The sequence below is a fragment of the Microbacterium barkeri genome (assembly GCF_027921765.1).
Classification (GTDB): Bacteria; Actinomycetota; Actinomycetes; order Actinomycetales; family Microbacteriaceae; genus Microbacterium; species Microbacterium barkeri.
This window is the reverse complement of the sequence record NZ_BSEJ01000006.1, coordinates 143,996-166,582: the sequence shown is the minus strand read 5'-3', so window position 1 is coordinate 166,582 and position 22,587 is coordinate 143,996. Positions and strand designations below refer to the sequence as shown.

20 protein-coding genes are annotated in these 22,587 nt (G+C 70.1%); 14 read left to right on the top strand and 6 right to left on the bottom strand.

Annotated features, from left to right (window positions below; genetic code table 11):
• Positions 1 to 34: 34 nt before the first annotated feature.
• Positions 35 to 1,537: a glyceraldehyde-3-phosphate dehydrogenase gene (locus PKE79_RS08235; protein ID WP_271173207.1), complete on the top strand. Its 1,503-nt coding sequence runs from the start codon at positions 35 to 37 to the stop codon at positions 1,535 to 1,537.
• Between the two features lie 24 nt (positions 1,538 to 1,561).
• On the opposite strand, the gene PKE79_RS08230 is transcribed toward PKE79_RS08235, so the two are convergent.
• Positions 1,562 to 2,323, bottom strand: a complete 762-nt coding sequence (locus tag PKE79_RS08230) for a GntR family transcriptional regulator (protein ID WP_271173206.1) — start codon at positions 2,321 to 2,323, stop codon at positions 1,562 to 1,564.
• Positions 2,324 to 2,489: 166 nt separating this feature from the next.
• Here PKE79_RS08230 and iolC point away from each other — a divergent pair, with 166 nt between their 5' ends.
• The 10 genes from iolC (at position 2,490) to PKE79_RS08180 (ending at position 13,599) form a co-directional block, all read left to right on the top strand.
• The gene (gene iolC, locus PKE79_RS08225; protein WP_271173205.1) at positions 2,490 to 3,434 is read left to right on the top strand and encodes a 5-dehydro-2-deoxygluconokinase; all 945 of its coding nucleotides are present in this window, start codon (positions 2,490 to 2,492) and stop codon (positions 3,432 to 3,434) included.
• Between the two features lies 1 nt (position 3,435).
• On the top strand, positions 3,436 to 4,341 hold the full coding sequence (locus PKE79_RS08220) for a class I fructose-bisphosphate aldolase (protein WP_271173204.1): 906 nt from the start codon (positions 3,436 to 3,438) through the stop codon (positions 4,339 to 4,341).
• 24 nt (positions 4,342 to 4,365) lie between these two features.
• On the top strand, positions 4,366 to 5,889 hold the full coding sequence (locus PKE79_RS08215; RefSeq protein WP_271173203.1) for a CoA-acylating methylmalonate-semialdehyde dehydrogenase: 1,524 nt from the start codon (positions 4,366 to 4,368) through the stop codon (positions 5,887 to 5,889).
• A 102-nt stretch (positions 5,890 to 5,991) separates the two neighbouring features.
• Positions 5,992 to 6,882 (top strand): 5-deoxy-glucuronate isomerase, encoded by an 891-nt coding sequence (iolB, locus tag PKE79_RS08210; RefSeq protein WP_271173202.1) that lies wholly within the window; start codon positions 5,992 to 5,994, stop codon positions 6,880 to 6,882.
• A gap of 4 nt (positions 6,883 to 6,886) precedes the next feature.
• Positions 6,887 to 8,800 (top strand): 3D-(3,5/4)-trihydroxycyclohexane-1,2-dione acylhydrolase (decyclizing), encoded by a 1,914-nt coding sequence (gene iolD, locus PKE79_RS08205; RefSeq protein WP_271173201.1) that lies wholly within the window; start codon positions 6,887 to 6,889, stop codon positions 8,798 to 8,800.
• 26 nt (positions 8,801 to 8,826) lie between these two features.
• Positions 8,827 to 9,777 carry a sugar phosphate isomerase/epimerase family protein gene (locus PKE79_RS08200; protein ID WP_271173200.1) on the top strand — a complete coding sequence of 317 codons (951 nt, stop codon included), beginning with the start codon at positions 8,827 to 8,829 and terminating at the stop codon, positions 9,775 to 9,777.
• Between the two features lie 19 nt (positions 9,778 to 9,796).
• Positions 9,797 to 10,810, top strand: a complete 1,014-nt coding sequence (locus tag PKE79_RS08195; protein WP_271173199.1) for a Gfo/Idh/MocA family protein — start codon at positions 9,797 to 9,799, stop codon at positions 10,808 to 10,810.
• A gap of 18 nt (positions 10,811 to 10,828) precedes the next feature.
• Positions 10,829 to 11,698 carry a sugar phosphate isomerase/epimerase family protein gene (locus tag PKE79_RS08190; protein WP_271173198.1) on the top strand — a complete coding sequence of 290 codons (870 nt, stop codon included), beginning with the start codon at positions 10,829 to 10,831 and terminating at the stop codon, positions 11,696 to 11,698.
• A gap of 3 nt (positions 11,699 to 11,701) precedes the next feature.
• Complete coding sequence (locus PKE79_RS08185) at positions 11,702 to 12,586, top strand: sugar phosphate isomerase/epimerase family protein (RefSeq protein ID WP_271173197.1); 885 nt, start codon at positions 11,702 to 11,704, stop codon at positions 12,584 to 12,586.
• An 11-nt stretch (positions 12,587 to 12,597) separates the two neighbouring features.
• Positions 12,598 to 13,599 carry a Gfo/Idh/MocA family protein gene (locus PKE79_RS08180; protein ID WP_271173196.1) on the top strand — a complete coding sequence of 334 codons (1,002 nt, stop codon included), beginning with the start codon at positions 12,598 to 12,600 and terminating at the stop codon, positions 13,597 to 13,599.
• Positions 13,600 to 13,663: 64 nt separating this feature from the next.
• Here PKE79_RS08180 and PKE79_RS08175 read toward each other — a convergent pair whose 3' ends face one another.
• Genes PKE79_RS08175 through PKE79_RS08165 form a run of 3 tightly spaced genes read right to left on the bottom strand, consistent with a single transcriptional unit; the run spans position 13,664 to position 16,581 of the window.
• Positions 13,664 to 14,515 (bottom strand): ATP-binding cassette domain-containing protein, encoded by an 852-nt coding sequence (locus PKE79_RS08175; protein WP_271173195.1) that lies wholly within the window; start codon positions 14,513 to 14,515, stop codon positions 13,664 to 13,666.
• Between the two features lie 5 nt (positions 14,516 to 14,520).
• Entirely contained in the window at positions 14,521 to 15,576 is a 1,056-nt protein-coding gene (locus PKE79_RS08170; RefSeq protein ID WP_271173194.1) for an ABC transporter permease, read from the bottom strand.
• Between the two features lie 54 nt (positions 15,577 to 15,630).
• Complete coding sequence (locus PKE79_RS08165; RefSeq protein WP_271173193.1) at positions 15,631 to 16,581, bottom strand: substrate-binding domain-containing protein; 951 nt, start codon at positions 16,579 to 16,581, stop codon at positions 15,631 to 15,633.
• 195 nt (positions 16,582 to 16,776) lie between these two features.
• Here PKE79_RS08165 and PKE79_RS08160 point away from each other — a divergent pair, with 195 nt between their 5' ends.
• Positions 16,777 to 18,234 carry a sugar porter family MFS transporter gene (locus PKE79_RS08160; protein WP_271173192.1) on the top strand — a complete coding sequence of 486 codons (1,458 nt, stop codon included), beginning with the start codon at positions 16,777 to 16,779 and terminating at the stop codon, positions 18,232 to 18,234.
• Positions 18,235 to 18,294: 60 nt separating this feature from the next.
• Here PKE79_RS08160 and PKE79_RS08155 read toward each other — a convergent pair whose 3' ends face one another.
• Together PKE79_RS08155 and PKE79_RS08150 are read right to left on the bottom strand one after the other, a co-directional pair.
• Positions 18,295 to 19,308, bottom strand: a complete 1,014-nt coding sequence (locus PKE79_RS08155; RefSeq protein ID WP_271173191.1) for a LacI family DNA-binding transcriptional regulator — start codon at positions 19,306 to 19,308, stop codon at positions 18,295 to 18,297.
• Between the two features lies 1 nt (position 19,309).
• The gene (locus PKE79_RS08150; RefSeq protein WP_271173190.1) at positions 19,310 to 20,551 is read right to left on the bottom strand and encodes a Gfo/Idh/MocA family protein; all 1,242 of its coding nucleotides are present in this window, start codon (positions 20,549 to 20,551) and stop codon (positions 19,310 to 19,312) included.
• A gap of 212 nt (positions 20,552 to 20,763) precedes the next feature.
• Between PKE79_RS08150 and PKE79_RS08145 the strand changes: the two genes are divergently transcribed.
• Positions 20,764 to 21,639, top strand: coding sequence for a carbohydrate ABC transporter permease (locus PKE79_RS08145; protein WP_271173231.1), 876 nt, complete (start codon positions 20,764 to 20,766; stop codon positions 21,637 to 21,639).
• A gap of 10 nt (positions 21,640 to 21,649) precedes the next feature.
• Positions 21,650 to 22,570 (top strand): carbohydrate ABC transporter permease, encoded by a 921-nt coding sequence (locus PKE79_RS08140; protein ID WP_271173189.1) that lies wholly within the window; start codon positions 21,650 to 21,652, stop codon positions 22,568 to 22,570.
• The last annotated feature ends 17 nt before the right edge of the window (positions 22,571 to 22,587 follow it).

The following is a 22,587-nucleotide window of genomic DNA, read 5'->3' as shown; positions in this document are numbered from 1 at the left end:
CAGCGGCCCGCCGACCGAAGGAGACAGAGCCAGCGTGAGCCAGCAGTTCGAAGCACGTCGCGTCGAGTGGATCGCCCGAGAGGAGCTGGCCGAGCGGATGATCCCGCTCATCGGCCGCCTGTACCGCGAGCTCGGCATCGTCACATCCATCCACGGCCGCCGCCTGCTGAACATCTCGCCCGTCGAGATCCTCCGCACCCACCGCTACACGCGCAAGGTCGGTGACGAGGTGCTGCGGCCCGAGAAGACCTACGCCGTGCTCGAGGCGCTCGAGACGCTCCGGCCCGGCCCGGCCTCGATCGACGTCGCGCGTCTCGTCGCGCGCTTCGACGCGCGCGGGGGCTCCTACGCGACCGACGAGCTCGTCGACTTCCTCCGCGAGGAGCTGGCCGAGGTGCTCACGGCCCGCGAATCGAAGCCCACCGACGTCGTGCTGTACGGCTTCGGGCGCATCGGGCGCCTCCTCGCGCGCATCCTCATCGCACACCAGGGCGACGGCTCGGGCCTGCGTCTGCGGGCGATCGTCGTGCGACGGGGGTCGGCGGACGACCTCAAGAAGCGCGCGAGCCTCCTGCGCCGCGACTCGGTCCACGGCCCCTTCGCGGGGACGATCGAGATCGACGAGGAGAACGACACGATCCTCGCGAACGGCACGCTCATCCAGGTCATCTACGCGAACGACCCTGCGGCCGTCGACTACACGCAGTACGGCATCTCCGACGCGATCGTCGTCGACAACACGGGCCGCTGGCGCGACGAGGAGGGGCTCGGCCAGCACCTCCGCGCGACGGGCGTCTCGCGCGTGCTCCTCACGGCGCCCGGCAAGGGCACGATCAAGAACATCGTGTCGGGCATCAACAGCGAGGACATCTCGCCCGAGGACCGCATCCTCTCGGCGGCGTCGTGCACGACGAACGCGATCACGCCGGTCCTCGCGGCGGTCGATCAGGCCTTCGGCATCCGCCACGGGCACGTCGAGACGGTCCACTCGTACACGAACGACCAGAACCTCATCGACAACTTCCACAAGGGCGACCGTCGCGGGCGCTCGGCGGCCCTGAACATGGTCATCACGGAGACGGGCGCTGCGAAGGCCGTCGCGAAGGCGCTTCCGCAGCTCGCCGGCCGGCTCTCCGGCAGCGCGATCCGCGTGCCCACGCCCGACGTGTCGCTCGCGATCCTCAACCTGCAGCTCGAGCGCCCGACCACGAAGGACGAGATCAACGCCTACCTGCGGCAGACGTCGCTCACGTCGCCGCTGCGCCAGCAGATCGACTACGTCGAGTCGCCCGAGGTCGTCTCGACCGACTTCGTGGGCAGCAACCGCGCGGGCATCGTCGATGGCCTCGCGACCGTCGCCGGCGAGGAGAGCGTCGTGCTGTACGTCTGGTACGACAACGAGTTCGGCTACTCGTGCCAGGTCGTCCGCGTGCTCGAGAAGATGGCGGACGTGCATCCGACGATCCTCCCGGTGCGCGAGCCCGTCGTGCTCGGCGCGGAGGCCGCGGTCGACGCCGTGGAGCCCGCGGCGGTCTGAGCCGCAGCCGGACGACGCTCGTCGCTACTTGGCGACGAGCGTCGTCTCGAAGCTGTACATGTCGGGCCGGTAGCAGTGCCGCCCGAACTCGATCGCGCGCCCTGACGCGTCGTAGGCCACGCGCTCCATCGTGAGGAGCGGCCCGCCCCGGTCGACGTCGAGCAGCTCCGCCTCGTCGCCGTGCTCGCGACGCGCGCCGATGCGCTGCTTCGCGACCCGGATGGTCACGCCGCGCGATCGCAGGATCTGATACAGACCCTGCTGCTCGAGCTGCTCGAGCGAGATGTCTGCGAGGTCGCCCGGCAGCCAGTTCTCGAGGAGGGCGACCGGAACGCCGTCGGTGCTGCGCTGTCGCCGCAGGTAGAGGACGTCGTCGCCGGCCGCGACGCCGAGACGCTCGGCCACGTCGGCCGGGACCGCGCGCACCTCGCGCGTGAGCACGCGCGTCGCCGGGTCGTGGTGCGCGCTCTTGAGGTCCTCGTAGAGGCTCGTGAGCTCGACCTGCCGCGTGACCTGGCCCTGCACGACCTGCGTGCCGATGCCGCGCCGGCGCACGAGCAGGCCCTTGTCGACGAGCTCCTGGATCGCGCGGCGGACGGTCGGGCGCGAGAGCCCGAGCCGATGCCCGATGGCGATCTCGTTCTCGAGGCGCGCACCGGGAGGGATGTCCCCCGAGCGGATGGCCTGCTCGAGCCGGCTGGACACCTGGAAGTAGAGCGGCACGGGCCCCGTGCGATCGAGGTCCGCGAAGAGTTCGTCCGGCCACACGGCCTCGTCGGCTGCCATCGCTGCGCTCCTCCTCGATCGTCAGGATGTGATGTCCCGACAACCTTACCCGCCTCGACCTTTGTCACCTCGGATTGACTGTTGCACGCCGTCGCTCTTGTGATATTGTCAGGACATAGATCGACCCGCGGGCGCAGCCGCCCAGTCACGACAACGGAGTATGACGATGAGCACCTCACCCGACGTCCTCGCGATCGGCCGCCTCGGCGTCGACATCTACCCGCTGCAGGACGGCGTGGGCCTCGAGAAGGTCGAGACGTTCGGCAAGTACCTCGGCGGGACGGCCGCCAACGTCTCGGTCGCCGTCGCCCGCTACGGCCACGACTCGGCCCTCGTCTCGCGCGTCGGCGACGACCCGTTCGGCCGCTACCTCCTCGGCGAGCTCACGCGCCTCGGCGTCGACAACCGGTACGTCGCGACCGACCCGACGCTGAGCACGCCCGTCACCTTCTGCGAGATCTTCCCGCCCGACGACTTCCCCCTGTACTTCTACCGCGAGCCCAAGGCGCCCGACATGAACGTCGACGCGGCGCAGATCGACCTCGACGCCGTCCGCGCCGCGCGCATCCTCTGGTTCACGACGACGGGGCTGAGCGAGGAGCCGAGCCGCGAGGCGCACCACGCGGCCCTCTCCGCGCGCGAGCGCCGCACCCACACCATCCTCGACCTCGACTACCGCCCGATGTTCTGGGAGGACCCGGCGCTCGCGACCGAGCAGATCGGCCAGGTGCTCGACCAGGTCACCGTCGCCGTCGGCAACCGCGAGGAGTGCCAGGTCGCGGTCGGCGAGACCGAGCCGCAGCGGGCGGCCGACGCCCTCCTCGAGCGCGGGGTCGAGCTCGCGATCGTGAAGCAGGGGCCCCGCGGGGTGCTCGCGAAGACGCGCGACGAGGTCGTCGAGGTCCCCGTCCATGCGGTCGACGTCATCAACGGCCTCGGCGCGGGCGACGCGTTCGGCGGCGCCCTCTGCCACGGACTTCTCGAGGGCTGGAGCATCGAGCGCACGCTGCGCTTCGCGAACGTCGCCGGCGCGATCGTCGCGTCGCGGCGCGAGTGCTCGACCGCCATGCCGACGGCCGACGAGGTCGAGAACACCCTCCAGGGAGCATGACATGACCGCACTCTCCGCAGCCGACTTCGAGCGGCTCCGCGACGTCCGCGCCCACCGGCCCGACGAGATCGGCGCCGCGTTCGCCGCCCGCCGTCGCCGCGACGTGCTGCGCGGAGACGGCCGGCTCTTCATCGTGGCCGCAGACCACCCCGCGCGCGGCGCGCTCGCGGTCGGCTCCGACCAGACGGCCATGGCCGACCGCTACGAGCTCCTCGAGCGTCTCGCGATCGCGCTCGGCCGGCCGGGGGTCGACGGCGTGCTCGGCACGCCGGACATCATCGACGACCTCGCGGCGCTCGGGCTGCTCGACGACAAGGTGGTCGTCGGGTCGATGAACCGCGGCGGCCTGCGCGGTGCGGCGTTCGAGATGGACGACCGCTACGGCGCGTACGACGTCGCCACGATGGCGGCGAAGGGCATCGACTTCGCCAAGACCCTCATCCGCGTGAACCTCGGCGATCCCGCCACGGCGCCGACGCTCGAGGCCACGGCCCGCGCCGTGAACGAGGCGGCGGCCGCGCGGCTGCCGATCATGCTCGAGCCGTTCATGAGCGAGTGGCGCGACGGCCGCATCGTCAACGACCTGTCGACCGACGCCGTCATCCTCTCCGTCGCGATCGCGGCGGGGCTGGGCGCCGACAGCGCCTACACCTGGATGAAGCTGCCCGTCGTCGACGACATGGAGCGCGTCATGGCGGCCACGACCATGCCGACCCTGCTGCTGGGCGGCGACTCCGGCGCCGACCCCGATGAGACGTTCGCCGCCTGGGAGGGCGCGCTCGCCCTGCCCGGCGTGCGCGGCCTCACCGTGGGCCGCACGCTCCTCTACCCGCCCGACGGCGATGTCGCGGCGGCCGTCGACACGGCCGCGCGCCTCGTGCACCGCGACATCCCCGCGTCCGTCTGACCCCGACCATCCGAAGGACACCCCATGAGCACCATCACCGACACGACGGTCATCGGCCACTGGATCGACGGCGCACCGCGAGCGTCGCAGAGCGGGCGCACCGCACCCGTCTTCAACCCCGCGACCGGCGCTGTGAGCGCCGAGGTGGCGCTCGCCGACGAGAGCGAGATCGACGCCGCGATCGCGTCGGCGCAGCGCGGCTTCGAGACGTGGAGCCGGTTCTCGGTCGCGAAGCGGCAGACCGTGCTGTTCGCGTTCCGCGAGCTGCTCAACGCGCGCAAGGGCGAGCTCGCCGCGATCATCACGGCCGAGCACGGCAAGGTCCTCTCCGACGCCATGGGCGAGATCCTGCGCGGCCAGGAGGTCGTCGAGCTCGCCACCGGGTTCCCGCACCTCATCAAGGGCGCGTTCAGCGAGAACGCCTCGACGGGCATCGACGTGTACTCGATCAAGCAGCCTCTCGGCGTGGTGGGCGTGATCAGCCCGTTCAACTTCCCGGCCATGGTGCCGATGTGGTTCTTCCCCATCGCGATCGCGGCCGGCAACGCGGTCGTGCTCAAGCCGAGCGAGAAGGACCCCTCGGCGGCGCTGTGGCTCGCGCAGCTGTGGAAGGAGGCCGGCCTGCCGGACGGCGTGTTCACGGTCCTTCAGGGCGACAAGCTCGCCGTCGACGGCCTTCTCACCGACCCCCGCGTGCAGTCGGTGTCGTTCGTCGGCTCGACGCCCATCGCGCAGTACATCTACGAGACCGCGTCGAAGCACGGCAAGCGCGTGCAGGCGCTCGGCGGCGCGAAGAACCACATGCTCGTGCTGCCCGACGCCGACCTCGACCTCGTCGCCGATCAGGCGATCAACGCCGGATACGGCGCGGCGGGGGAGCGGTGCATGGCGATCTCGGTCGTGCTCGCGGTCGAGCCGGTGGCCGACGAGCTCATCGCGAAGATCTCGGAGCGGATCGCGAAGCTCCGCATCGGCAACGGCGCCGGCGTCGACGGCGTCGAGCCCGACATGGGCCCGCTGATCACCGCGCAGCACCGCGAGAAGGTCGCCGGCTACGTCGACATCGCCGAGCAGGATGGCGCCACGATCGTCGTCGACGGGCGCGACTTCCGCGTCGAGGGGCACGAGGACGGCTTCTTCTTCGGCCCGACGCTCATCGACAAGGTGCCGACCACCTCTCGCGCGTACCAGGAGGAGATCTTCGGGCCCGTGCTCGAGGTCGTCCGCGTGCAGAGCTTCCAGGAGGGCGTCGACCTCATCAACTCCGGGCAGTTCGGCAACGGAACCGCGATCTTCACGAACGACGGCGGCGCGGCACGCCGCTTCCAGAACGAGATCCAGGTCGGCATGATCGGCATCAACGTGCCGATCCCCGTGCCGGTCGCGTACCACTCGTTCGGCGGATGGAAGCAGTCGCTGTTCGGCGAGGCGAAGGCGTACGGCGTGCACGGCTTCGACTTCTTCACGCGCGAGAAGGCCGTCACGAGCCGCTGGCTGGACCCCGCGGCCCACGGCGGCATCAACCTCGGCTTCCCCCAGAACGACTAGATGATGAGGCGAGCGGAGCGAGCCGCTCCCGGTCGTTGAGCGAGCGCCAGCGAGTCGAAACGCCGCGAGACGACCCCGAGAACGACGAGAAGAGAGATGGACATGACGGACCAGCGCTGGTTCCACCGCCGCGGCGCGCTCGCGCGCGACGGCTGGGAGACCGTCGTCGACGGCTCGATCGAGGGCTGGGAGCACACGGGCCTGCGGGTCGCGCAGCTCGCCGCCGGCGACGAGCTCGCGCTCGAGCCGGGCACCGAGAAGCTCGTCGTGCCGCTCGCGGGTGCGTTCGAGGTGCGCACGGGGGATGCCACCTATGCGCTCGCGGGCCGGCGCTCCGTGTTCGACGGGCCGACGGACGTGCTCTACCTGTCGACCGCGGAGCAGGGCGTGCTGTCGGGGGAGGGGCGCGTGGCGGTCGCGACATCGCCGACCGAGAGGGTCTTCGCCACGCGCCTCATCCCCGCCGCCGACACGCCGGTCGAGCTGCGCGGCGCGGGGGCCTCGAGCCGCCAGGTGCACAACTTCGGCACTCCCCATGCGCTCGACGCGGCGCGGTTCATCGTGTGCGAGGTCATCACCCCTGCCGAGAACTGGTCGTCGTACCCGCCGCACAAGCACGACGAGCACGTGCCGGGCCACGAGTCGCGCCTCGAGGAGATCTACTACTTCGAGACGGCTCCCGCCCGGGTCGGAGGCGCGAAGGGCACGCCGGAGGCCTCCTTCGGCATGTTCAGCACCTACTCCTCGCCCGCGGGCGAGATCGACATCAACGCGCAGGTGCGCACGGGCGACGTCGCGCTCGTGCCGTACGGCTACCACGGCCCCGCGGTCGCCGCGCCGGGCTACGACCTCTACTACCTCAACGTGATGGCCGGGCCCGACGCCGAGAGGGTCTGGCTCATCAGCGACGACCCCGGGCACGCCTGGGTGCGCGAGACCTGGGAGGGGCAGGAGCTCGACTCCCGCCTCCCCTACGAGAACAAGGAAGGCTGATCCCATGGGCAGCACCAAGCGGATGACCGTGAGCCAGGCTCTCGTCGAGTTCCTGGCGCACCAGTGGACGGTCGACGGCGACCGCCGCGAGCGCACGATCCCCGGCGTGTTCGGCATCTTCGGCCACGGCAACGTCGCGGGCGTGGGGCAGGCGCTCAAGCAGGTCCACGAGGAGCAGCCGGGCCTCATGCCGTACTACCAGGCCCGGAACGAGCAGGCCATGGTGCACCAGGCCGTCGGGTACGCGCGCATGCACCGTCGCCGTGCGACCTTCGCGTCGGCCGCGTCGGTCGGCCCCGGAGCGGCGAACATGCTCACCGGCGCGGCGCTCGCGACCTCCAACCGCCTGCCGGCTCTGCTCCTGCCCAGTGACACGTTCGCGACGCGCGTCGCCGACCCCGTGCTGCAGCAGCTCGAGCACCCGCACGACATCGGCATCCAGGTGACCGACGCCTTCCGCCCCGTGTCGCGCTTCTTCGACCGCGTGCAGCGCCCCGAGCAGCTGTACTCGATCGCGCTCGCCGCGATGCGCGTGCTCACCGACCCCGCCGAGACCGGGGCCGTCACGATCGCGCTCCCCGAGGACGTCCAGGCCGAGGCGATCGACGTGCCGCTCGCGTTCCTCCAGGACCGCGAGTGGCGCGTGCGCCGTCCGCGTCCGGATCGCGACGCGCTCGCGCTCGCCGTGCGGGCCATCCGCGGCGCGCAGCGCCCCTTCATCGTCGCCGGCGGCGGCGTGCTCTACTCCGACGCCGAGGAGCAGCTGCGCGCGCTCGTCGAGGCCACGGGCATCCCCGTGGGCACGTCGCAGGCCGGCGGCGGCGTGCTGAACTGGGACCACCCGCAGTACCTCGGCGGCGTCGGCGCCACGGGCACGCTCGCCGCGAACCGCCTCGCGGCCGAGGCGGACGTCGTCATCGGCATCGGCACCCGCTACAGCGACTTCACGACGGCGTCGCGCACGGCGTTCCAGAACCCCGACGTCGCGTTCGTGAACATCAACGTCGCGTCGTTCGACGCCTACAAGCACGGCACGCAGCTGCCGGTCGTCGCGGACGCGCGCGAGGCCCTCGTCGAGCTCCTCGTTGAGCTCGAGGGGCTCCGTGTGACCGCCGAGTACGCGGAGCGCATCGCGCGCGAGAAGGCCGCGTGGGACGCCACGGTCGACGAGGCGTTCGCCCGCTCGGGACTCGCGCTGCCGGGCCAGCCCGAGATCATCGGCGCCGTGCAGCAGGCGAGCGCCCCCGAGGACGTCGTCGTCCAGGCCGCGGGGTCGCTGCCGGGAGACCTCCACAAGCTGTGGCGCGTGCGCGACCCGCTCGGGTACCACGTCGAGTACGCCTTCTCGTGCATGGGCTACGAGATCGCCGGCGGCATCGGCGTCAAGCGCGGCGCCGTGGCCGACGGCTCGGACCGCGACGTGATCGTCATGGTGGGCGACGGGTCGTACCTCATGCTCAACACCGAGCTGGTGACGGCCGTCGCCGAGGGCATCAAGATCATCGTCGTGCTCATCCAGAACCACGGGTACGCCTCGATCGGCCACCTGTCCGAGACGGTCGGGTCGGAGCGCTTCGGCACGAAGTACCGGGCCTACGACCCGCAGGCCCGCGACTTCCAGGGCGAGGACGTCCTCCCCGTCGACCTCGCGATGAACGCGCGCAGCTACGGCATGGACGTCATCGAGATCGAGCCGACGCCCGCCGCGGTCGACGACCTCCGCGACGCGATCGCGCGCGCCAAGGCGTCCGACCGGTCGACCTTCATCCACATCAACAGCGACCCGCACATCTACGCGCCCGACGGCGAGGGATGGTGGGACGTCCCGGTCGCGCAGGTGTCGACGCTCGCATCGACCCAGGCGGCCAGGGCGGAGTACGAGCAGCAGGTCCAGGCGCAGAAGCCGCTCATCGGCTGAGCGCGGGCATCGACAGGAGACACAGCATGACCGACAGCATCCCCGACGACGCAGACATCGTCGTCCGCTCCGACGCCGGCCTGCGCATCGGCACCGCGCCGGACTCGTGGGGCGTGTGGTTCCCCGACGACCCGAAGCAGGTGCCCTGGCAGCGGTTCCTCGACGAGGTCGTCGAGGCCGGGTACACGTGGATCGAGCTGGGCCCCTACGGCTATCTGCCGACCGACCCGCACCAGCTCGAGGACGAGCTGGGCAGCCGAGGGCTCCGGCTCTCGGGCGGCACGGTCTTCACGGGATTCCACAAGAGCGACGACGAGTGGCAGCGCGCATGGGACCAGGCCGTGAAGGTCGCCGGTCTCGCGTCGCAGCTCGGCGCCGAGCACATCGTCGTCATCCCCGACCTCTGGCGCAGCGACGCCACGAGCGAGGTGCTCGAGGCGCGCACGCTCTCCGACGAGCAGTGGGCGAAGCTCGCCGCGGGGCACGACCGGCTCGGCAAGGCGCTCCTCGAGGAGTACGGCGTCCGCCAGCAGTTCCACTCGCACGCCGACAGCCACGTCGGCACGACCCGCGAGGTGCTCCGCTTCCTCGACGAGACCGACCCGCGCTACACGAACCTGTGCCTCGATACCGGGCACTTCGCGTACTACGGCGGCGACAACCTCAAGCTCATCGAGGAGCGGCCGGACCGCATCGGGTACCTGCACCTCAAGCAGGTCGACACGTCGCTGCTCTTCGACGTGCTCAAGAACGACGTGCCGTTCGCCGAGGCGGTCAGCCAGGGCATCATGATCGAGCCGCCGCACGGCGTGCCCGACCTCGGCCCGATCATCGAGGCCGTCGCGGCGATCGACCCCGACATCTTCGCGATCGTGGAGCAGGACATGTACGGCTGCGACGTCGACACCCCGTTCCCCATCGCGAGCCGCACCCGCCAGCACATCTTCAGCTGCACGCACTTCGCGCGCCAGCACTGAGTCTCCAGGAGAAGACGACATGAGCCAGGACCTCCGCATCGGCGTCGTGGGCGCAGGCGCCATGGGCGCCGACCACATCGCCCGCATCACGCAGCGCATCAGCGGCGCCCGCGTCGCGGCGATCATCGAGCCCGACGCAGGGCGCGCCGCGTCCGCCGCGGGGAACGCGCCGGGGGCGCAGACCTTCACCCGCATCGAGGACGCGATCGCGGCCGACGCCGTCGACGCCGTGCTCATCGCGACGCCGGGTCAGTTCCACCTGCCCGTGCTCGAGCCGGCGCTCGCCGCGGGCCTGCCGATCCTCTGCGAGAAGCCGCTCACGCCCGACTCCGAGACGTCGCGCCAGGTGCTCGAGCTCGAGCAGCGACTCGATCGGCCGCACATCCAGGTCGGCTTCATGCGCCGCTTCGACCCCGAGTACGCCCGGCTGCGCGAGCTCGTCGCCTCGGGCGAGGCGGGCGAGCTGCTCATGGTGCGCGCCGTGCACCGCAACCCGAGCGTGCCCGACAGCTACAGCCAGACGATGCTCATCACCGACTCGGTCGTGCACGAGTTCGACGTCGTGCCGTGGCTCGCCGGCTCGCCGATCGTGAGCGTCGAGGTGAAGTACCCGCGTCGCAACGACCTCTCGCCCGAGCGCCTGCGCGAGCCCATCCTCGTGCTCATCGAGCTCGAGAACGGCGTGCTCGTCGACGTCGAGATGAACGTCAGCGTGCAGTTCGGCTACCAGGTGGCGACCGAGGCCGTCTTCCAGCAGGGGATCGCCCGCATCGGCCAGCCGTCCGGGCTGCACCTGTGGCAGGCGGGCCGTGTCTCGACCGCCGAGCACGTGAGCTTCACGACGCGGTTCGCGACCGCGTACGACAACGAGATCCAGCGCTGGGTCGACGCCGTGCGCGACGGACGCCTCGTCGACGGCCCGAACGCGTGGGACGGCTACCTCGTCGCGCTCGCGTGCGAGGCCGGCGTGCGCGCGCTCGACGGCGGCGTGCAGCCGGTCGACGCACCCGCCCGCCCCGCCTTCTACGCCTGACACCGAAGGAGCACGACGATGGTCCGCATCGCCCTCGACCCGACGCCGTTCCACGACGGGCACGCGCTGCTCGAGTTCCCCGACATCGCCGCACGGCTGGGCTACACGCACCTCCAGCTCACGCCTCACGCCGACTTCTCGCCCTTCTTCCGCTACCCGAAGGCCGACGACGGCCTCGTGGCGAAGCTGAAGAGGGCCGCGAGGGATGCCGGCGTGTCGATCCCGGCCATCCTCCCGGTTCAGCGCATCTCGTGGCCCGACGAGCCGCAGCGCCAGGCGGCCGTGCGGAACTTCCGCCGGATCATCCAGCTCGCCGTCGAGCTCGAGGTGCCCGTCATCAACACCGAGTTCTCGGGCCGCCCCGAGCGTCAGGAGGACTCCGAGGCGGCGTTCTACACCTCGATGGAGGAGCTCCTGCCGATCATCGAGCGCGAGGGCCTCCGCCTCAACGTCGATCCGCACCCCGACGACTTCGTCGAGGACGGGCTCGAGGGATGGCGCGTGCTGCGGGGGCTGAACTCCTCCGCCGTCGGCTTCGTGTACGTCGCGTCGCACACGTTCCACTACGGCGACCGCGCGACGACGCTCCTGCCCGAGATCGGCGACCGCGTCGGCGCCGTGTACACGGCCGACACGTTCGACCACACGCGCTCCCACGGGCTCCGCTACATCACGAACCCGCCGGGCAACGCGGTGCGCGTGCATCAGCACCTGAAGATCGGCGACGGCGACGTGAACTGGGACGAGCTCTTCACGACGCTCCGCGAGATCGGCTACCTCGACCGCGACGACGCGCTCATCGTGTCGAACGTGTTCGCCGAGGACGAGAACCGCGACGAGGTGTCGCGCTACCAGCTCGAGAAGCTGCGCGAGCTGATCGGATCCTGACCCATGACCAAGCTGTCGATGAACGTCACGACGACGTTCTACGGCAATGTCGTGAGCGACATCGCTGTTGCGAAGGCCGCGGGCTACGCCGGGATCGAGCTGCAGAGCCCCAAGCTCTACCGCTACCTCGACGCGGGCTACGCCGTCGAGTCCCTGCCTCCCCTCCTCGAGGGGATCGAGGTGTCGGGCATCGGCGCCGTCCTGGATCTCGAGCGACGCGGCGCCGGCCGCGAGGCGCTCCTCGCCGAGGTCGAGCGGATGGCCGACATCGCCGTCGTCGTCGGCGCCCCCATCCTGCAGATGTGCACCGGCCCCGTCGACTGGGAGGTCGTCAAGGACTTCCGGGCCGGACGACTGTCGGCCGACGACGTGCGCTACCGCGGCACGCTCGGGCTCCCCGAGAGCGATGCGCTCGACGTGGCCGCGACGAACGTGCGCGAGGCGGCCGACATCGCAGCCGACCGCGGCCTCGACCTCTACCTCGAGCCGCTCGCCTGGTCGAACCTCAACCGGCACCGGCACTCCCTCGAGATCATCAAGCGTGCCGGCCGCGACAACGTCGGCATCGCGCTCGACACATGGCACTACTGGACGACGGGCGACACCCTCGAGGAGGTCGCCGCGACGCCGAAGGAGCTCATCAAGGCCGCGCACATCTCCGACGGCCTCGACCTCGACCGGGAGCACGACGTGCCGGATCAGAGCGTGCACCGCAACGTCGTCATCGGCGGCGGCGCCATCCCGCTGCAGGAATGGGTCGACGCGATCAAGTCGACGGGGTACGACGGCTGGTGGGTGTCGGAGATGTTCTCCGACAAGGCGAACGAGCACGACTTCCTCGAGGTGGCCACGACCATCCGCGGGCTCCTCCACATCCTCGTTTCCTGAGAAGGCAGACCATGCAGCGCTTCGCCCTGATCGGAGCCGGCTTCATCGGCTCCGTCCACGCCCAGAGCCTCGCGGCCCATCCCGCCGTCGACTTCCGCCTCGTCTACGACGTCGACAGCGCCCGCGCGGAAGCGCTCGCCACGGCGCACGGCGCCCGCGCGGCGCGCTCGCTCGCCGAGGCCTTCGATCCCGAGCTCGTCGACGCCGTCTTCATCGCCTCGTCGACCGACACGCATGCCGAGAACCTGCGACGCGCCGCCGACGCCGGTCTCGCCGTGCTCGTCGAGAAGCCCATCGACCTCGACCTCGCGCACGCCGCCGAGACCGTCGCGCACGTCGAGCGGGCGGGCGTCCCCGCCATGGTCGACTTCAACCGCCGGTTCGACCGCGACCACGCCGAGCTCAAGCGGCTCGTCGACGAGGGCGCCGTGGGCGAGGTCGCGCTCGTGCAGCTCACCTCGCGCGGGCCGGCGCTGCCGCCGCTCGACTACCTGCGGGTGTCCGGCGGCCAGATGCGGGACCAGACGGTGCACTTCTTCGACCTCGCGCGGTGGATCACGGGCCTCGAGCCCGTCGAGGTGCACGTCGCGGGGTCGGCGCTCGCCGACCCGCGCGTGGCCGAGATCGGCGACGTCGACACCTCGGCGGCGACGCTGAAGCTCGCCGGAGGCGCGCTCGTCCAGATCGACAGCGTGCGGCACACGGGCTACGGCTACGACGAGCGCATCGAGGTGCTGGGCTCGACGGGGATGGCCGAGTCCGGTCGCATGCGCGCCGGCGGGGTCACCCGCTTCCGCGGCACGGAGGCGGTGTCCGACGGCCTCCACGCCGGATGGTTCGAGCGCGTGCAGCCGACCTACGCCGCCGCGCTCGGCGCGTTCGTGTCGGCGCTCGAAACGGGCGCTCCCGTGCCCGTCGGCCTGCGCGACGGGCTCCGCGCGCAGGCGATCGCCGAGGCGGCGACGCGCTCGCTCGCGTCGGGGCGCAGCGAGCCCGTCGACGCCCTCGTCTGACGGCGCGACGAAAGGGGCCCGATCCGCGTCGCCTGCGGATCGGGCCCCTTCTTCGTGCACCGCGTCAGCGTCGGCGACGCCGTGTGTCCTCCTCGACGGTGCGGATGGCCTCGGTGCGGCCGCCGAGCTCCTTGAGCTCGTGGCTGAGCTCGGCGAGCTCGTCGCCTCCGGCCATCTGACGCGTGAGCTCGTCGAGGGTGACCTCGTCGCGCTTGCGGTCGAGGACGGCCTGGCCGAGCTTGAGGATGACGAAGTGGTCGCCCACGAGGTACGCGTGGTGCGGGTTGTGCGTGATGAAGACGACGCCGAGGCCCGCGTCGCGGGCCGCGGCGACGTACTTGAGCACGACGCCGGACTGCTTGACGCCGAGGGCTGCGGTGGGCTCGTCGAGGATGAGCACCTTGGCCCCGAAGTAGACGGCGCGGGCGATCGCGACGCACTGGCGCTGGCCTCCGGAGAGCTCGCTGATGGGCTGGTCGAGGTCCTTCACGACGATCCCCATCTTGCGCAGCTCGGCATCGGCGATCGCCTTCATGTCGCGGATGCTCATGCTCGCGAGCGGGAAGCGCGAGCGGACGAGCTCGGAGCCGAGGAAGAAGTTGCGCCACACCTCCATGAGGCCCACGACGGCGAGGTCCTGGTAGACCGTCGCGATGCCGTCCTCGAGCGCCTGGCGGGGGGATTCGTAGCGGCGCTCGGCGCCCTCGACGAGGAGGGTGCCCTCGGTGTGCGGGTGGAGTCCGGCCATGATCTTGATGAGCGTGGACTTGCCCGCGCCGTTGTCGCCGAGCACGCACGCGACCTCCCCGGCGTTGACGGTGAGGTTGATGCCTTTGAGCGCTCGAATGGCGCCGTAGCTCTTGCCGACCTCGGTCATCTGGATGAGCGGCGCGCCGCCGCGGGGGCTCTCGGTCATCGTCGTCACCCGACCTTCCGTGCGGTGGAGAGCTTCTTGACATAGAGGTTCACGAGGACGGCGATGACGAGCATCGCCCCGAGGAAGGAGCGGAACCAGTTCGGGTCCCATCCGGCGTACACGATGCCGAGCGAGGTCATCCCGAAGATGAAGGCGCCGATGGCCACGCCGATGGCGTTGCCGAAGCCGCCCGTGAGGAGCGTCCCGCCGACCACCGCGGCGATGATGTGGAGGAACTCGTTGCCGACGCCGTTGCCCGCCTGGAGCGTGTTGAACCGGAACAGCGTGTGCATGCCGACGAACCAGCCGAGGAACGACACCGTCATGAACAGGCCGATCTTGACGGCGACCACGGGCACGCCCACGGCGCGGGCGGAGGCGGCGTTCCCGCCGACCGCGTAGATCCAGTTGCCCACGCGCGTGCGCTGGAGGATCCACGCGGCGAGGGCGACGAACGCGATCCAGTAGAGGACGCTGTTCCAGATCGTGATCCCGCCGATCTGGAACGACCCGGCGAAGATCGTCCGGAGGATGTCGTAGCCGTCCATCCGCGAGATGTTCGGGCTCGCCACGGCGCCGGTGACGAGCTTGGTGATGCCGAGGTTCGCACCCTGGAGGATGAAGAACGAGCCGAGCGTGATGAGGAAGCTCGGGATGCCCGTGCGCATCACGAGGTAGCCGTTGACGAAGCCGACGCCGAGGCAGAACACGAGCGAGAGGACGGCCCCGACGATGAGGTTGATGCCGAGGTAGTACGAGAAGAGCGCGTTGAAGAGCCCCGCACTCGTGACGATGACGCCGGCGGAGAGGTCGAACTCCCCGCCGATCATGAGCAGGCCGACGGCGACGGCGACGATGCCGATCGTGGAGGCCTGGTAGAGCACGGTGAAGAGCGCGTCGGCCGAGCGGAACGCGGGTGCGACGGCGAGGAAGAACACGAAGATGAGCGCCGCGGCGACCGCCGCGCCGACCTCCGGACGGGCGAGCAGGCGGTGCGACCAGCCGAGCTTCACCCGGTTCGACGCCTCCGACGGAGCGGAGGAAGCGAAACCCTGTGACATGGGTACTCCTGGTGGTGGGGGAGGGCGGGCCCTGCGGCCCGCCCTCCGCGGTGGTCAGCGGGTGTTGTTCTCAGCGAACGGGAGGATCGTGTCGATGTTCGACTCGTCGACGAACGACGGGCCCGTCAGGACGGGCTTCCCGCCGCCGATGTCGTTGCCGTTCTTCAGGTAGAGGTAGAGCGACGTGACGGCCATGTACCCCTGCACGTACGGCTGCTGGTCGATCGAGAACTCGATCTGGCCGTCCTTGATCGCCTGCGCGGCGTCGGCGTTGAGGTCGAACGTGATGAGCTTCGCCTCGCTGCCGGACTGCTCCATCGCCTTCAGCGCGTCCAGCGCGATGGGAGCGCCGAGCGTCACGATGTAGTCGATCGACGGGTCCTGCTGGAGCTTCGCCTGCAGGCTCGCCACCACGGCGGAGTCGTCGGCGCCGTTCACCTGGATGTTCTCCGTGCCCGGCACGGCGCTCTTCACGCCCGCGCAGCGCGCCTCGAGGGCCACCGAGCCGGCGGCCTGGATGACGCACAGCGGATGCGCGCCGCCGGCCTCGGCGATGCGCTCTCCCGCCGTCTGCCCGGCGAGCGTCTCGTCCGAGCCGAAGTACATGAGCGCGCCCACCTCCTGGTACTGGTCGATGCCGGAGTTGAAGCCGACGAGCGGGATGCCCGCATCGGCCGCCGCCTGCACTGACGCCGCAAGCGCGTCGGGGGTCGCGAGCGTGGTCGCGATGCCGTCGACGTCCGAGTCGATGGCGGTCTGGATGAGCTGGGCCTGCTTGTCGGCCGCCGGGTCGTTCGAGTACTGCAGCGTCGCTCCGACGTCCTTCGCGGCCTGCTCGGCGCCGGCGCGGATCTTGTCCCAGAACGTGTCTCCCGGGGTCTCGTGCGTGACCATCGAGATGACGTAGCCGGAGTCGCCGCCGCCTCCTCCGGACCCGTCATCGGCCGTGTTCTGCTGCGGCGGGCGGGCAGAGGATGCCGTGCGCGGGCGGGCCGCTCTGCCCATCCGCGGTGCGTGGCCGGCGTCCTCGTCGGCACTGCGATCACTGTGACCCGTGATCGCGCGCTTGTCAACAGATTGTCAAGACATAGTGTCATTTTCGTTATGGAAGGCAGTGACGCCGCTTGTCCGTTTGACAGGACAAAGTGACGCGCTACTATGTAAGGACAAAGGCGTCGCTCGCCGGACGAAGGAGTCACCATGGCACATGCACACGCGGAGGGCTCGAGTACGACCCTTCCCCCGCTCGTCGGAGGACCGCACCGGAAGCGGCTCGGCCTGGTCGCGCTCATCGCGACCTTCGGCGGGCTGCTCTTCGGCTACGACACCGGCGTGATCAACGGCGCGCTGCGCCCCATGGCCGAGGAGCTCGGCCTGAACGCGTTCACCGAGGGCGTCGCGACCAGCTCGCTCATCTTCGCCGCCGCGATCGGCGCGATGTTCTGCGGGCGGCTCTCGGACGGCTGGGGGCGTCGCAAGACGATCATCCTGCTCGCGGTGCTCTTCTTCGCGGGCACGCTGTTCGTCGTCTTCACGCCCAACCTGCCCGTGCTCGTCATCGGCCGCATCATCCTCGGGCTCGCCGTGGGCGGCGCCTCGACGGTCGTGCCGGTCTTCCTCGCCGAGCTCGCCCCGTACGAGATCCGCGGATCGCTCGCGGGCCGCAACGAGCTCATGATCGTGACCGGGCAGCTGGCCGCCTTCGTGGTCAACGCGATCATCGGCAACACCCTCGGGCACCTCGACGGCGTGTGGCGCATCATGTTCGCGATCTGCGCCCTGCCGGCGATCGCGCTGTTCTTCGGCATGCTGCGGATGCCAGAGTCGCCCCGCTGGCTCATCGAGAAGGGCGACCGTGCGGGCGCGCTCGCGGTGCTCAAGAGCGTCCGCTCGGAGGACCGCGCCCTGGCAGAGCTCGCCGAGCTCGAGAAGGTCGCCGACGAGGAGAAGCAGGAGAGCCAGCTCGGATGGCGCGCGATCCTCGGCAACCGCAACCTCACGCGCATCCTCCTCGTGGGCATCGGCCTCGGCGTCGCCCAGCAGCTGACCGGCATCAACTCGATCATGTACTTCGGCCAGACGGTGCTCATCGAATCGGGCTTCGACGAGAGCGCGGCGCTCATCGCCAACATCGCCCCGGGCGTCATCGCGGTGGTCGGCGGCGTCATCGCCCTCGCCATGATGGACCGGCTCGACCGTCGGAAGACGTTCGCGATCGGCCTCACCCTCACGACGTCGTGCCACCTGCTCATCGGCGTCGCGTCGACCGTGCTTGAGGTCGGCAACCCCCTGCGCCCGTGGGTCATCCTCTTCCTCGTTGTCGCCTTCGTCGGCTCGATGCAGACGTTCCTCAACATCGCGGTGTGGGTGTACCTGTCCGAGATCTTCCCGCTGCACATGCGCGGCGTCGGCATGGGCATCTCGGTCTTCATGCTGTGGGTCGTGAACGGCGTCCTGTCGCTGTACTTCCTCTCGCTCGTCGAGGCGATCGGCATCACCGGCACGTTCTTCCTCTTCGCCGCGGTCGGGGCGCTCGCCCTCCTCTTCGTCCTCACTCAGGTGCCCGAGACGCGAGGCCGCACGCTCGAGGCGCTCGAGGAGGACGTCACGACCGGCGCGATCTACACCGTCTCGAAGTCGGCCGCACGCCGCCGCTGACTCCGCGCGCCCGCAGGCCCGGCCCCCGCGAACGGGGCCGGGCCTGCGGCGTCCGCGGTGTCAGCAGCCGCAGGAGGCGCCGACGACGAGGTGCGGAGGCATGATGCGATGCACGGGGTCGCCGGTGTGGTCGAGCAGGGCCTCGACGGCGGCGGCGGCCATCTCCGTGAGCGGCTGTGCGACGGAGGTGAGCGTCGGCCAGCTGTAGGCGGCGTCGACGGACCCGTCGAACGACACGATCGCGAGATCCTCGGGCACGCGCACGCCCGCCTCGTGCGCGGCCTTGAGCACGCCGCGGCCCATCTGGTCGGAGCTCACGAAGAGCGCGCGCGGCACGCGCCCGCGCTGCAGCAGGCGCCGCATCGCCTCGTACCCGCCGTCGGGCGAGAAGGCGCCGCGCGCGATGGGGCCCGGCTCGAGCCCGAGCTCTTCCAGCGTCTCGCGCCATCCGATCTCGCGGCCGTCCTCCTCGTCGCCCGACGTGCGCCCGATCGCGAGGCCGATCTCCTCGTAGCCATGCCCCGCCAGGTGCTCGACCGCGAGGCGCGCGCCCTGCACGAGGTCGACGCCGATCGAGTTGCGGGCGGGCACGCCAGCGCTGTGGTTGAGGAGGACGACGGGGATGTTCGAGTGCTCGAGTCCGCGCAGGTCGGGCTCGAAGACGTTGCTGCACAGGAAGATGCCGTCGACGAGCCGCGTCGTGAGGTGCTCGAGGTGCCGTCGCTCCGACTCGATGGATCCGTCGGAGCTCGACGTGAGAAGCAGGTAGCCGCGCCGCGCCGCCGCGAGCTCGACCTCGTGCGCGAGCTGCGCGAAGTACGGATTGATCGACGTGGGCACGACCATCCCGAGCATCTCGGTCGATCCGAGCCGGAGCGCACGCGCCGAGGGGTTGGGCCGGTAGCCGAGCTTCTCGATCGCGTCGCGCACGCGCGCCTCGGTGTCGGGGGACACCTTCTTGGTGCCGTTCACCACGTAGCTGACGACCGCGGGGCTCACTCCCGCGAGCCGGGCGACGTCGTTGCGCGTCGCCCGGCTCGCAGAAGCGGACGTCGAGCGCGGCACGTCAGCCATCCTAACGAGCGAGCACCTGGCCATCCGGGGCGTCAGCCGCGACCGGGGCATCGCCGAAGTCGCGGATGGCGAGGCGCTCCCCGCCGCGGAGCGCGGACTGGTGCGCGACGATGCCGGGCAGCGTGTACCGCGCGGCCTCCCATGCGTTGACCGGCGGCAGCGTGCGGTTCGCGACGGCGACGGCGAAGTCGTCGACGAGGAAGTGGTGGCTGCCCTCGTGCCCGGTCGGCTGGCCGCGCAGCTCGACCGGAAGCCGCTCGGCATCGTGGACGCGCGCGAGCCCCGAGATGAAGGCGTCCCGCAGGGCGGGATCGACGTCGGCGAGCGACGGGTCGTCGGGCGACATGCTGGGCTTCGTCTCGAGGAGCTCCGTGACGTCGGAGAAGCCCTGCTTGTCCTGCCACACGGCCGTCTCGACGAGCTGCTCGAAGCTCGCCTCCGTGCCGAAGTAGCGGAAGCGCGACTCGCGCAGGTGCGACGGGTAGCCGACCCGCCGGAACTCGTTGATGCGCATGCTGCCGCCGCCGGCGAGCTCGAACAGCGCCGTGGCGTTCGAGAAGTCGTTGTCGAACATGCTGACCTCGCGGTCGAAGACGCCGTCCCCTCGATCGTCGCGCACGCCGATGCAGCTCACGCTGACGGCACGGCCGCCGATCGCGCCGAGCACGCCGCCGACCGAGTGCGTCGGGTAGAGCATGGGCGGGTAGCTCGCGGTGCGCTTCCATTCCGCGCCGCCGCTGAACTGGTAGGCGGCGTAGAAGCCGAGGTCCATGTCGTGGACGTAGTCGCCCTCCGCGTAGAAGATGCGGCCGAAGGCGCCCTCCGCCGCGCGCTTGCGGGCGTAGACGGTCGCGGGGTTGTAGTAGCTCGTCTCGCCCATCATGTAGGTGAGCCCGGTCTCGCGCACGGCGTCGATGATCGCGGCGATCTCGTCCTCGCTGATCGCCATCGGCACGGCGGAGTACACGTGTTTGCCCGCGCGCAGCGCCTGCACGACGAGCGGCCCGTGCGTCCAGCGCTGCGTGAAGATCGCGACCGCGTCGAGGTTGCTCGCGAGCATCGCGTCGAAGTCGACGAGCGTGCCGGCGAGGTGCTCGCGCGCGACGAGCGCCTCCGCGCGCTCGGGGATGGTGTCGGTCACCCACACCTCGGAGATGAGCGGGTGCGCCTGGAACAGCTTCGCGAAGTGCCCGGAGAACTGCCCTGCGCCGACGATGCCGAGGGAGAAAGCCTGAGAGGTCATGCGGGCGAGTCTGCCACGGCGTGTGACACGAGTCAACAGCCACTTAGCTCGGCGCAGTCGTTGCAATTCCGTGACGCCTTCAGCGCTTGCGGCAATCTTGGTGACTCGTGTAACCTCGCCGGCAACATCCCTCATCACAACGGAGTATGAAGATGACCACGACGACCATCGTCCTCGGGCGGCGGCGCGCTCAGCGCGACGGCGGCGTCAGGATGCGGCAAGGGCGCAGCGACCTGAAGATTGCGCTCGTCTTCGTCGCGCCGGCGCTGTTCGGGCTGATCGCGTTCTATCTCGTGCCGACCGTGCGCGGTCTGTACCTCAGCTTCACGGAATACAGCATCCTCGGCGACCCGGACTGGGTCGGCACCGCGAACTACGAGCGCCTCCTCGCCGATCCGCTCTTCTGGAACGCGCTCGTCGTGACCATCCAGTACGTCCTCATCAACATCGTGCTGCAGACTGCGGTCGCCCTCGGGCTCGCTCTACTCATGCACCGCGTCGCGCGATCGACGCTCGTGCGAGGGATGCTGCTGATGCCCTACCTCATGGCGAACGTGATCGCGGCCCTGCTGTGGTTCTGGATGCTCGACTACAACATCGGCATCGTCAACCAGATGATCGAGTGGCTCGGACTCCCGCGAGTGGCGTTCTTCGGCGCGCAGGAGTGGGCGATCCCGACCCAGGCCCTCATCAACACCTGGCGGCACATGGGCTACGTCGCGCTGCTCATCTTCGCGGGTCTGCAGGCCATCCCGGAGACCGTCTACGAGGCCGCGAACCTCGACGGCGCGAACCCCTTCCAGCAGTTCTTCCGCATCACGCTTCCTCTGCTGCGGCCTGTGATCGCGCTCGTCCTGATCCTCACCGTCACCGGCTCGTTCCAGGTGTTCGACACCGTCGCGGTGACCACGCAGGGCGGTCCGGTCAACGCGAGCCGCGTGCTGCAGTTCTACATCTGGCAGAAGGCGTTCAGCGAACAGGAGTTCGGGTACGGCTCCGCCATCGCCGTGGTGCTCTTCCTCATCCTCGCCATCGTCGCCTTCATCCAGATGAAGGTGCTGCGCGGCAACGAGTCGGATCTGGCCTAAGGAGCCTGCGATGTCTGAAACCCGAGCTCTCCTCACTGTGCAGCGGCGGCGTGCGCCGCGGATCACCTGGCGCACCGTCGTCCCCTGGTTCTTCGTCGTGCTCGCGATCGCCGTGAGTGTCCTGCCCTTCTACTGGGTGCTCCGCACGGCGCTGTCGACGAACAGCATGCTCGCCTCGCAGTCGGCGAGCCTGCTTCCGGCCGGCTTCAACCTCGGCGCCTTTGCCCGCGTGTTCGGCCTGCAATCCTCGGCCGAGGCCATCGCGCAGGGCGGATCGGGCGCCTCGATCAGCTTCTGGACCTACCTCATGAACTCCGCCGTCTTCGCGACGGTCACGACGGCGTGCGCGGTGTTCTTCAGCGCGATGGCGGCGTACGCCTTCGCCCGACTGCGCTGGAAGGGGCGCGACAAGGTGTTCGGCCTGTTCCTCGCCACGGTGCTCGTGCCGCCGATCTTCACGGCGCTGCCGAACTTCCTTCTCGTGCGCAACCTGGGCCTGCTGAACACGATGCTGGGCCTCGTGCTGCCGTACCTCTTCATGACGCCGTTCGCGATCTTCTTCATGCGGCAGTTCTTCCTCAACATGTCGCGTGAGGTCGAGGAGGCCGCCATGCTCGACGGCGCGAAGCACTGGCGGATCTTCTTCCAGATCGTCCTGCCCAACGCAGCGGCTCCGCTGGCGACCCTCGCACTGCTGACCTTCATGACCCAGTGGAACGAGTACTTCTGGCCGCTCCTCGTGGCCTCCGACGACAGCACGCGCGTCCTGACCGTCGGCCTCGGCGTCTTCAAATCGCAGTCCCCGCAGGGCGCGCCCGACTGGTCGGGCCTCATGGCCGCGACCCTCATCTCGGCCCTGCCGGTGCTCATCCTGTTCGCGATCTTCGGCAAGCGGATCGTGAACTCCATCGGCTTCAACGGCACCAAATGACCCTTCACACCCGGAGT

Coding starts and splice junctions, on each gene's coding strand:
- iolC (WP_271173205.1), top strand. CDS start 2,490: ATGAGCACCTCACCCGACGTCCTCGCGATCGGCCGCCTCGGCGTCGAC.
- iolB (WP_271173202.1), top strand. CDS start 5,992: ATGACGGACCAGCGCTGGTTCCACCGCCGCGGCGCGCTCGCGCGCGAC.
- PKE79_RS08220 (WP_271173204.1), top strand. CDS start 3,436: ATGACCGCACTCTCCGCAGCCGACTTCGAGCGGCTCCGCGACGTCCGC.
- PKE79_RS08230 (WP_271173206.1), bottom strand. CDS start 2,323: ATGGCAGCCGACGAGGCCGTGTGGCCGGACGAACTCTTCGCGGACCTC.
- PKE79_RS08150 (WP_271173190.1), bottom strand. CDS start 20,551: ATGACCTCTCAGGCTTTCTCCCTCGGCATCGTCGGCGCAGGGCAGTTC.
- PKE79_RS08185 (WP_271173197.1), top strand. CDS start 11,702: ATGACCAAGCTGTCGATGAACGTCACGACGACGTTCTACGGCAATGTC.
- PKE79_RS08200 (WP_271173200.1), top strand. CDS start 8,827: ATGACCGACAGCATCCCCGACGACGCAGACATCGTCGTCCGCTCCGAC.
- PKE79_RS08155 (WP_271173191.1), bottom strand. CDS start 19,308: ATGGCTGACGTGCCGCGCTCGACGTCCGCTTCTGCGAGCCGGGCGACG.
- PKE79_RS08145 (WP_271173231.1), top strand. CDS start 20,764: ATGCGGCAAGGGCGCAGCGACCTGAAGATTGCGCTCGTCTTCGTCGCG.
- PKE79_RS08190 (WP_271173198.1), top strand. CDS start 10,829: ATGGTCCGCATCGCCCTCGACCCGACGCCGTTCCACGACGGGCACGCG.
- PKE79_RS08160 (WP_271173192.1), top strand. CDS start 16,777: ATGGCACATGCACACGCGGAGGGCTCGAGTACGACCCTTCCCCCGCTC.
- PKE79_RS08140 (WP_271173189.1), top strand. CDS start 21,650: ATGTCTGAAACCCGAGCTCTCCTCACTGTGCAGCGGCGGCGTGCGCCG.
- PKE79_RS08180 (WP_271173196.1), top strand. CDS start 12,598: ATGCAGCGCTTCGCCCTGATCGGAGCCGGCTTCATCGGCTCCGTCCAC.
- PKE79_RS08175 (WP_271173195.1), bottom strand. CDS start 14,515: ATGACCGAGAGCCCCCGCGGCGGCGCGCCGCTCATCCAGATGACCGAG.
- PKE79_RS08195 (WP_271173199.1), top strand. CDS start 9,797: ATGAGCCAGGACCTCCGCATCGGCGTCGTGGGCGCAGGCGCCATGGGC.
- PKE79_RS08165 (WP_271173193.1), bottom strand. CDS start 16,581: ATGGGCAGAGCGGCCCGCCCGCGCACGGCATCCTCTGCCCGCCCGCCG.
- PKE79_RS08215 (WP_271173203.1), top strand. CDS start 4,366: ATGAGCACCATCACCGACACGACGGTCATCGGCCACTGGATCGACGGC.
- PKE79_RS08170 (WP_271173194.1), bottom strand. CDS start 15,576: ATGTCACAGGGTTTCGCTTCCTCCGCTCCGTCGGAGGCGTCGAACCGG.
- iolD (WP_271173201.1), top strand. CDS start 6,887: ATGGGCAGCACCAAGCGGATGACCGTGAGCCAGGCTCTCGTCGAGTTC.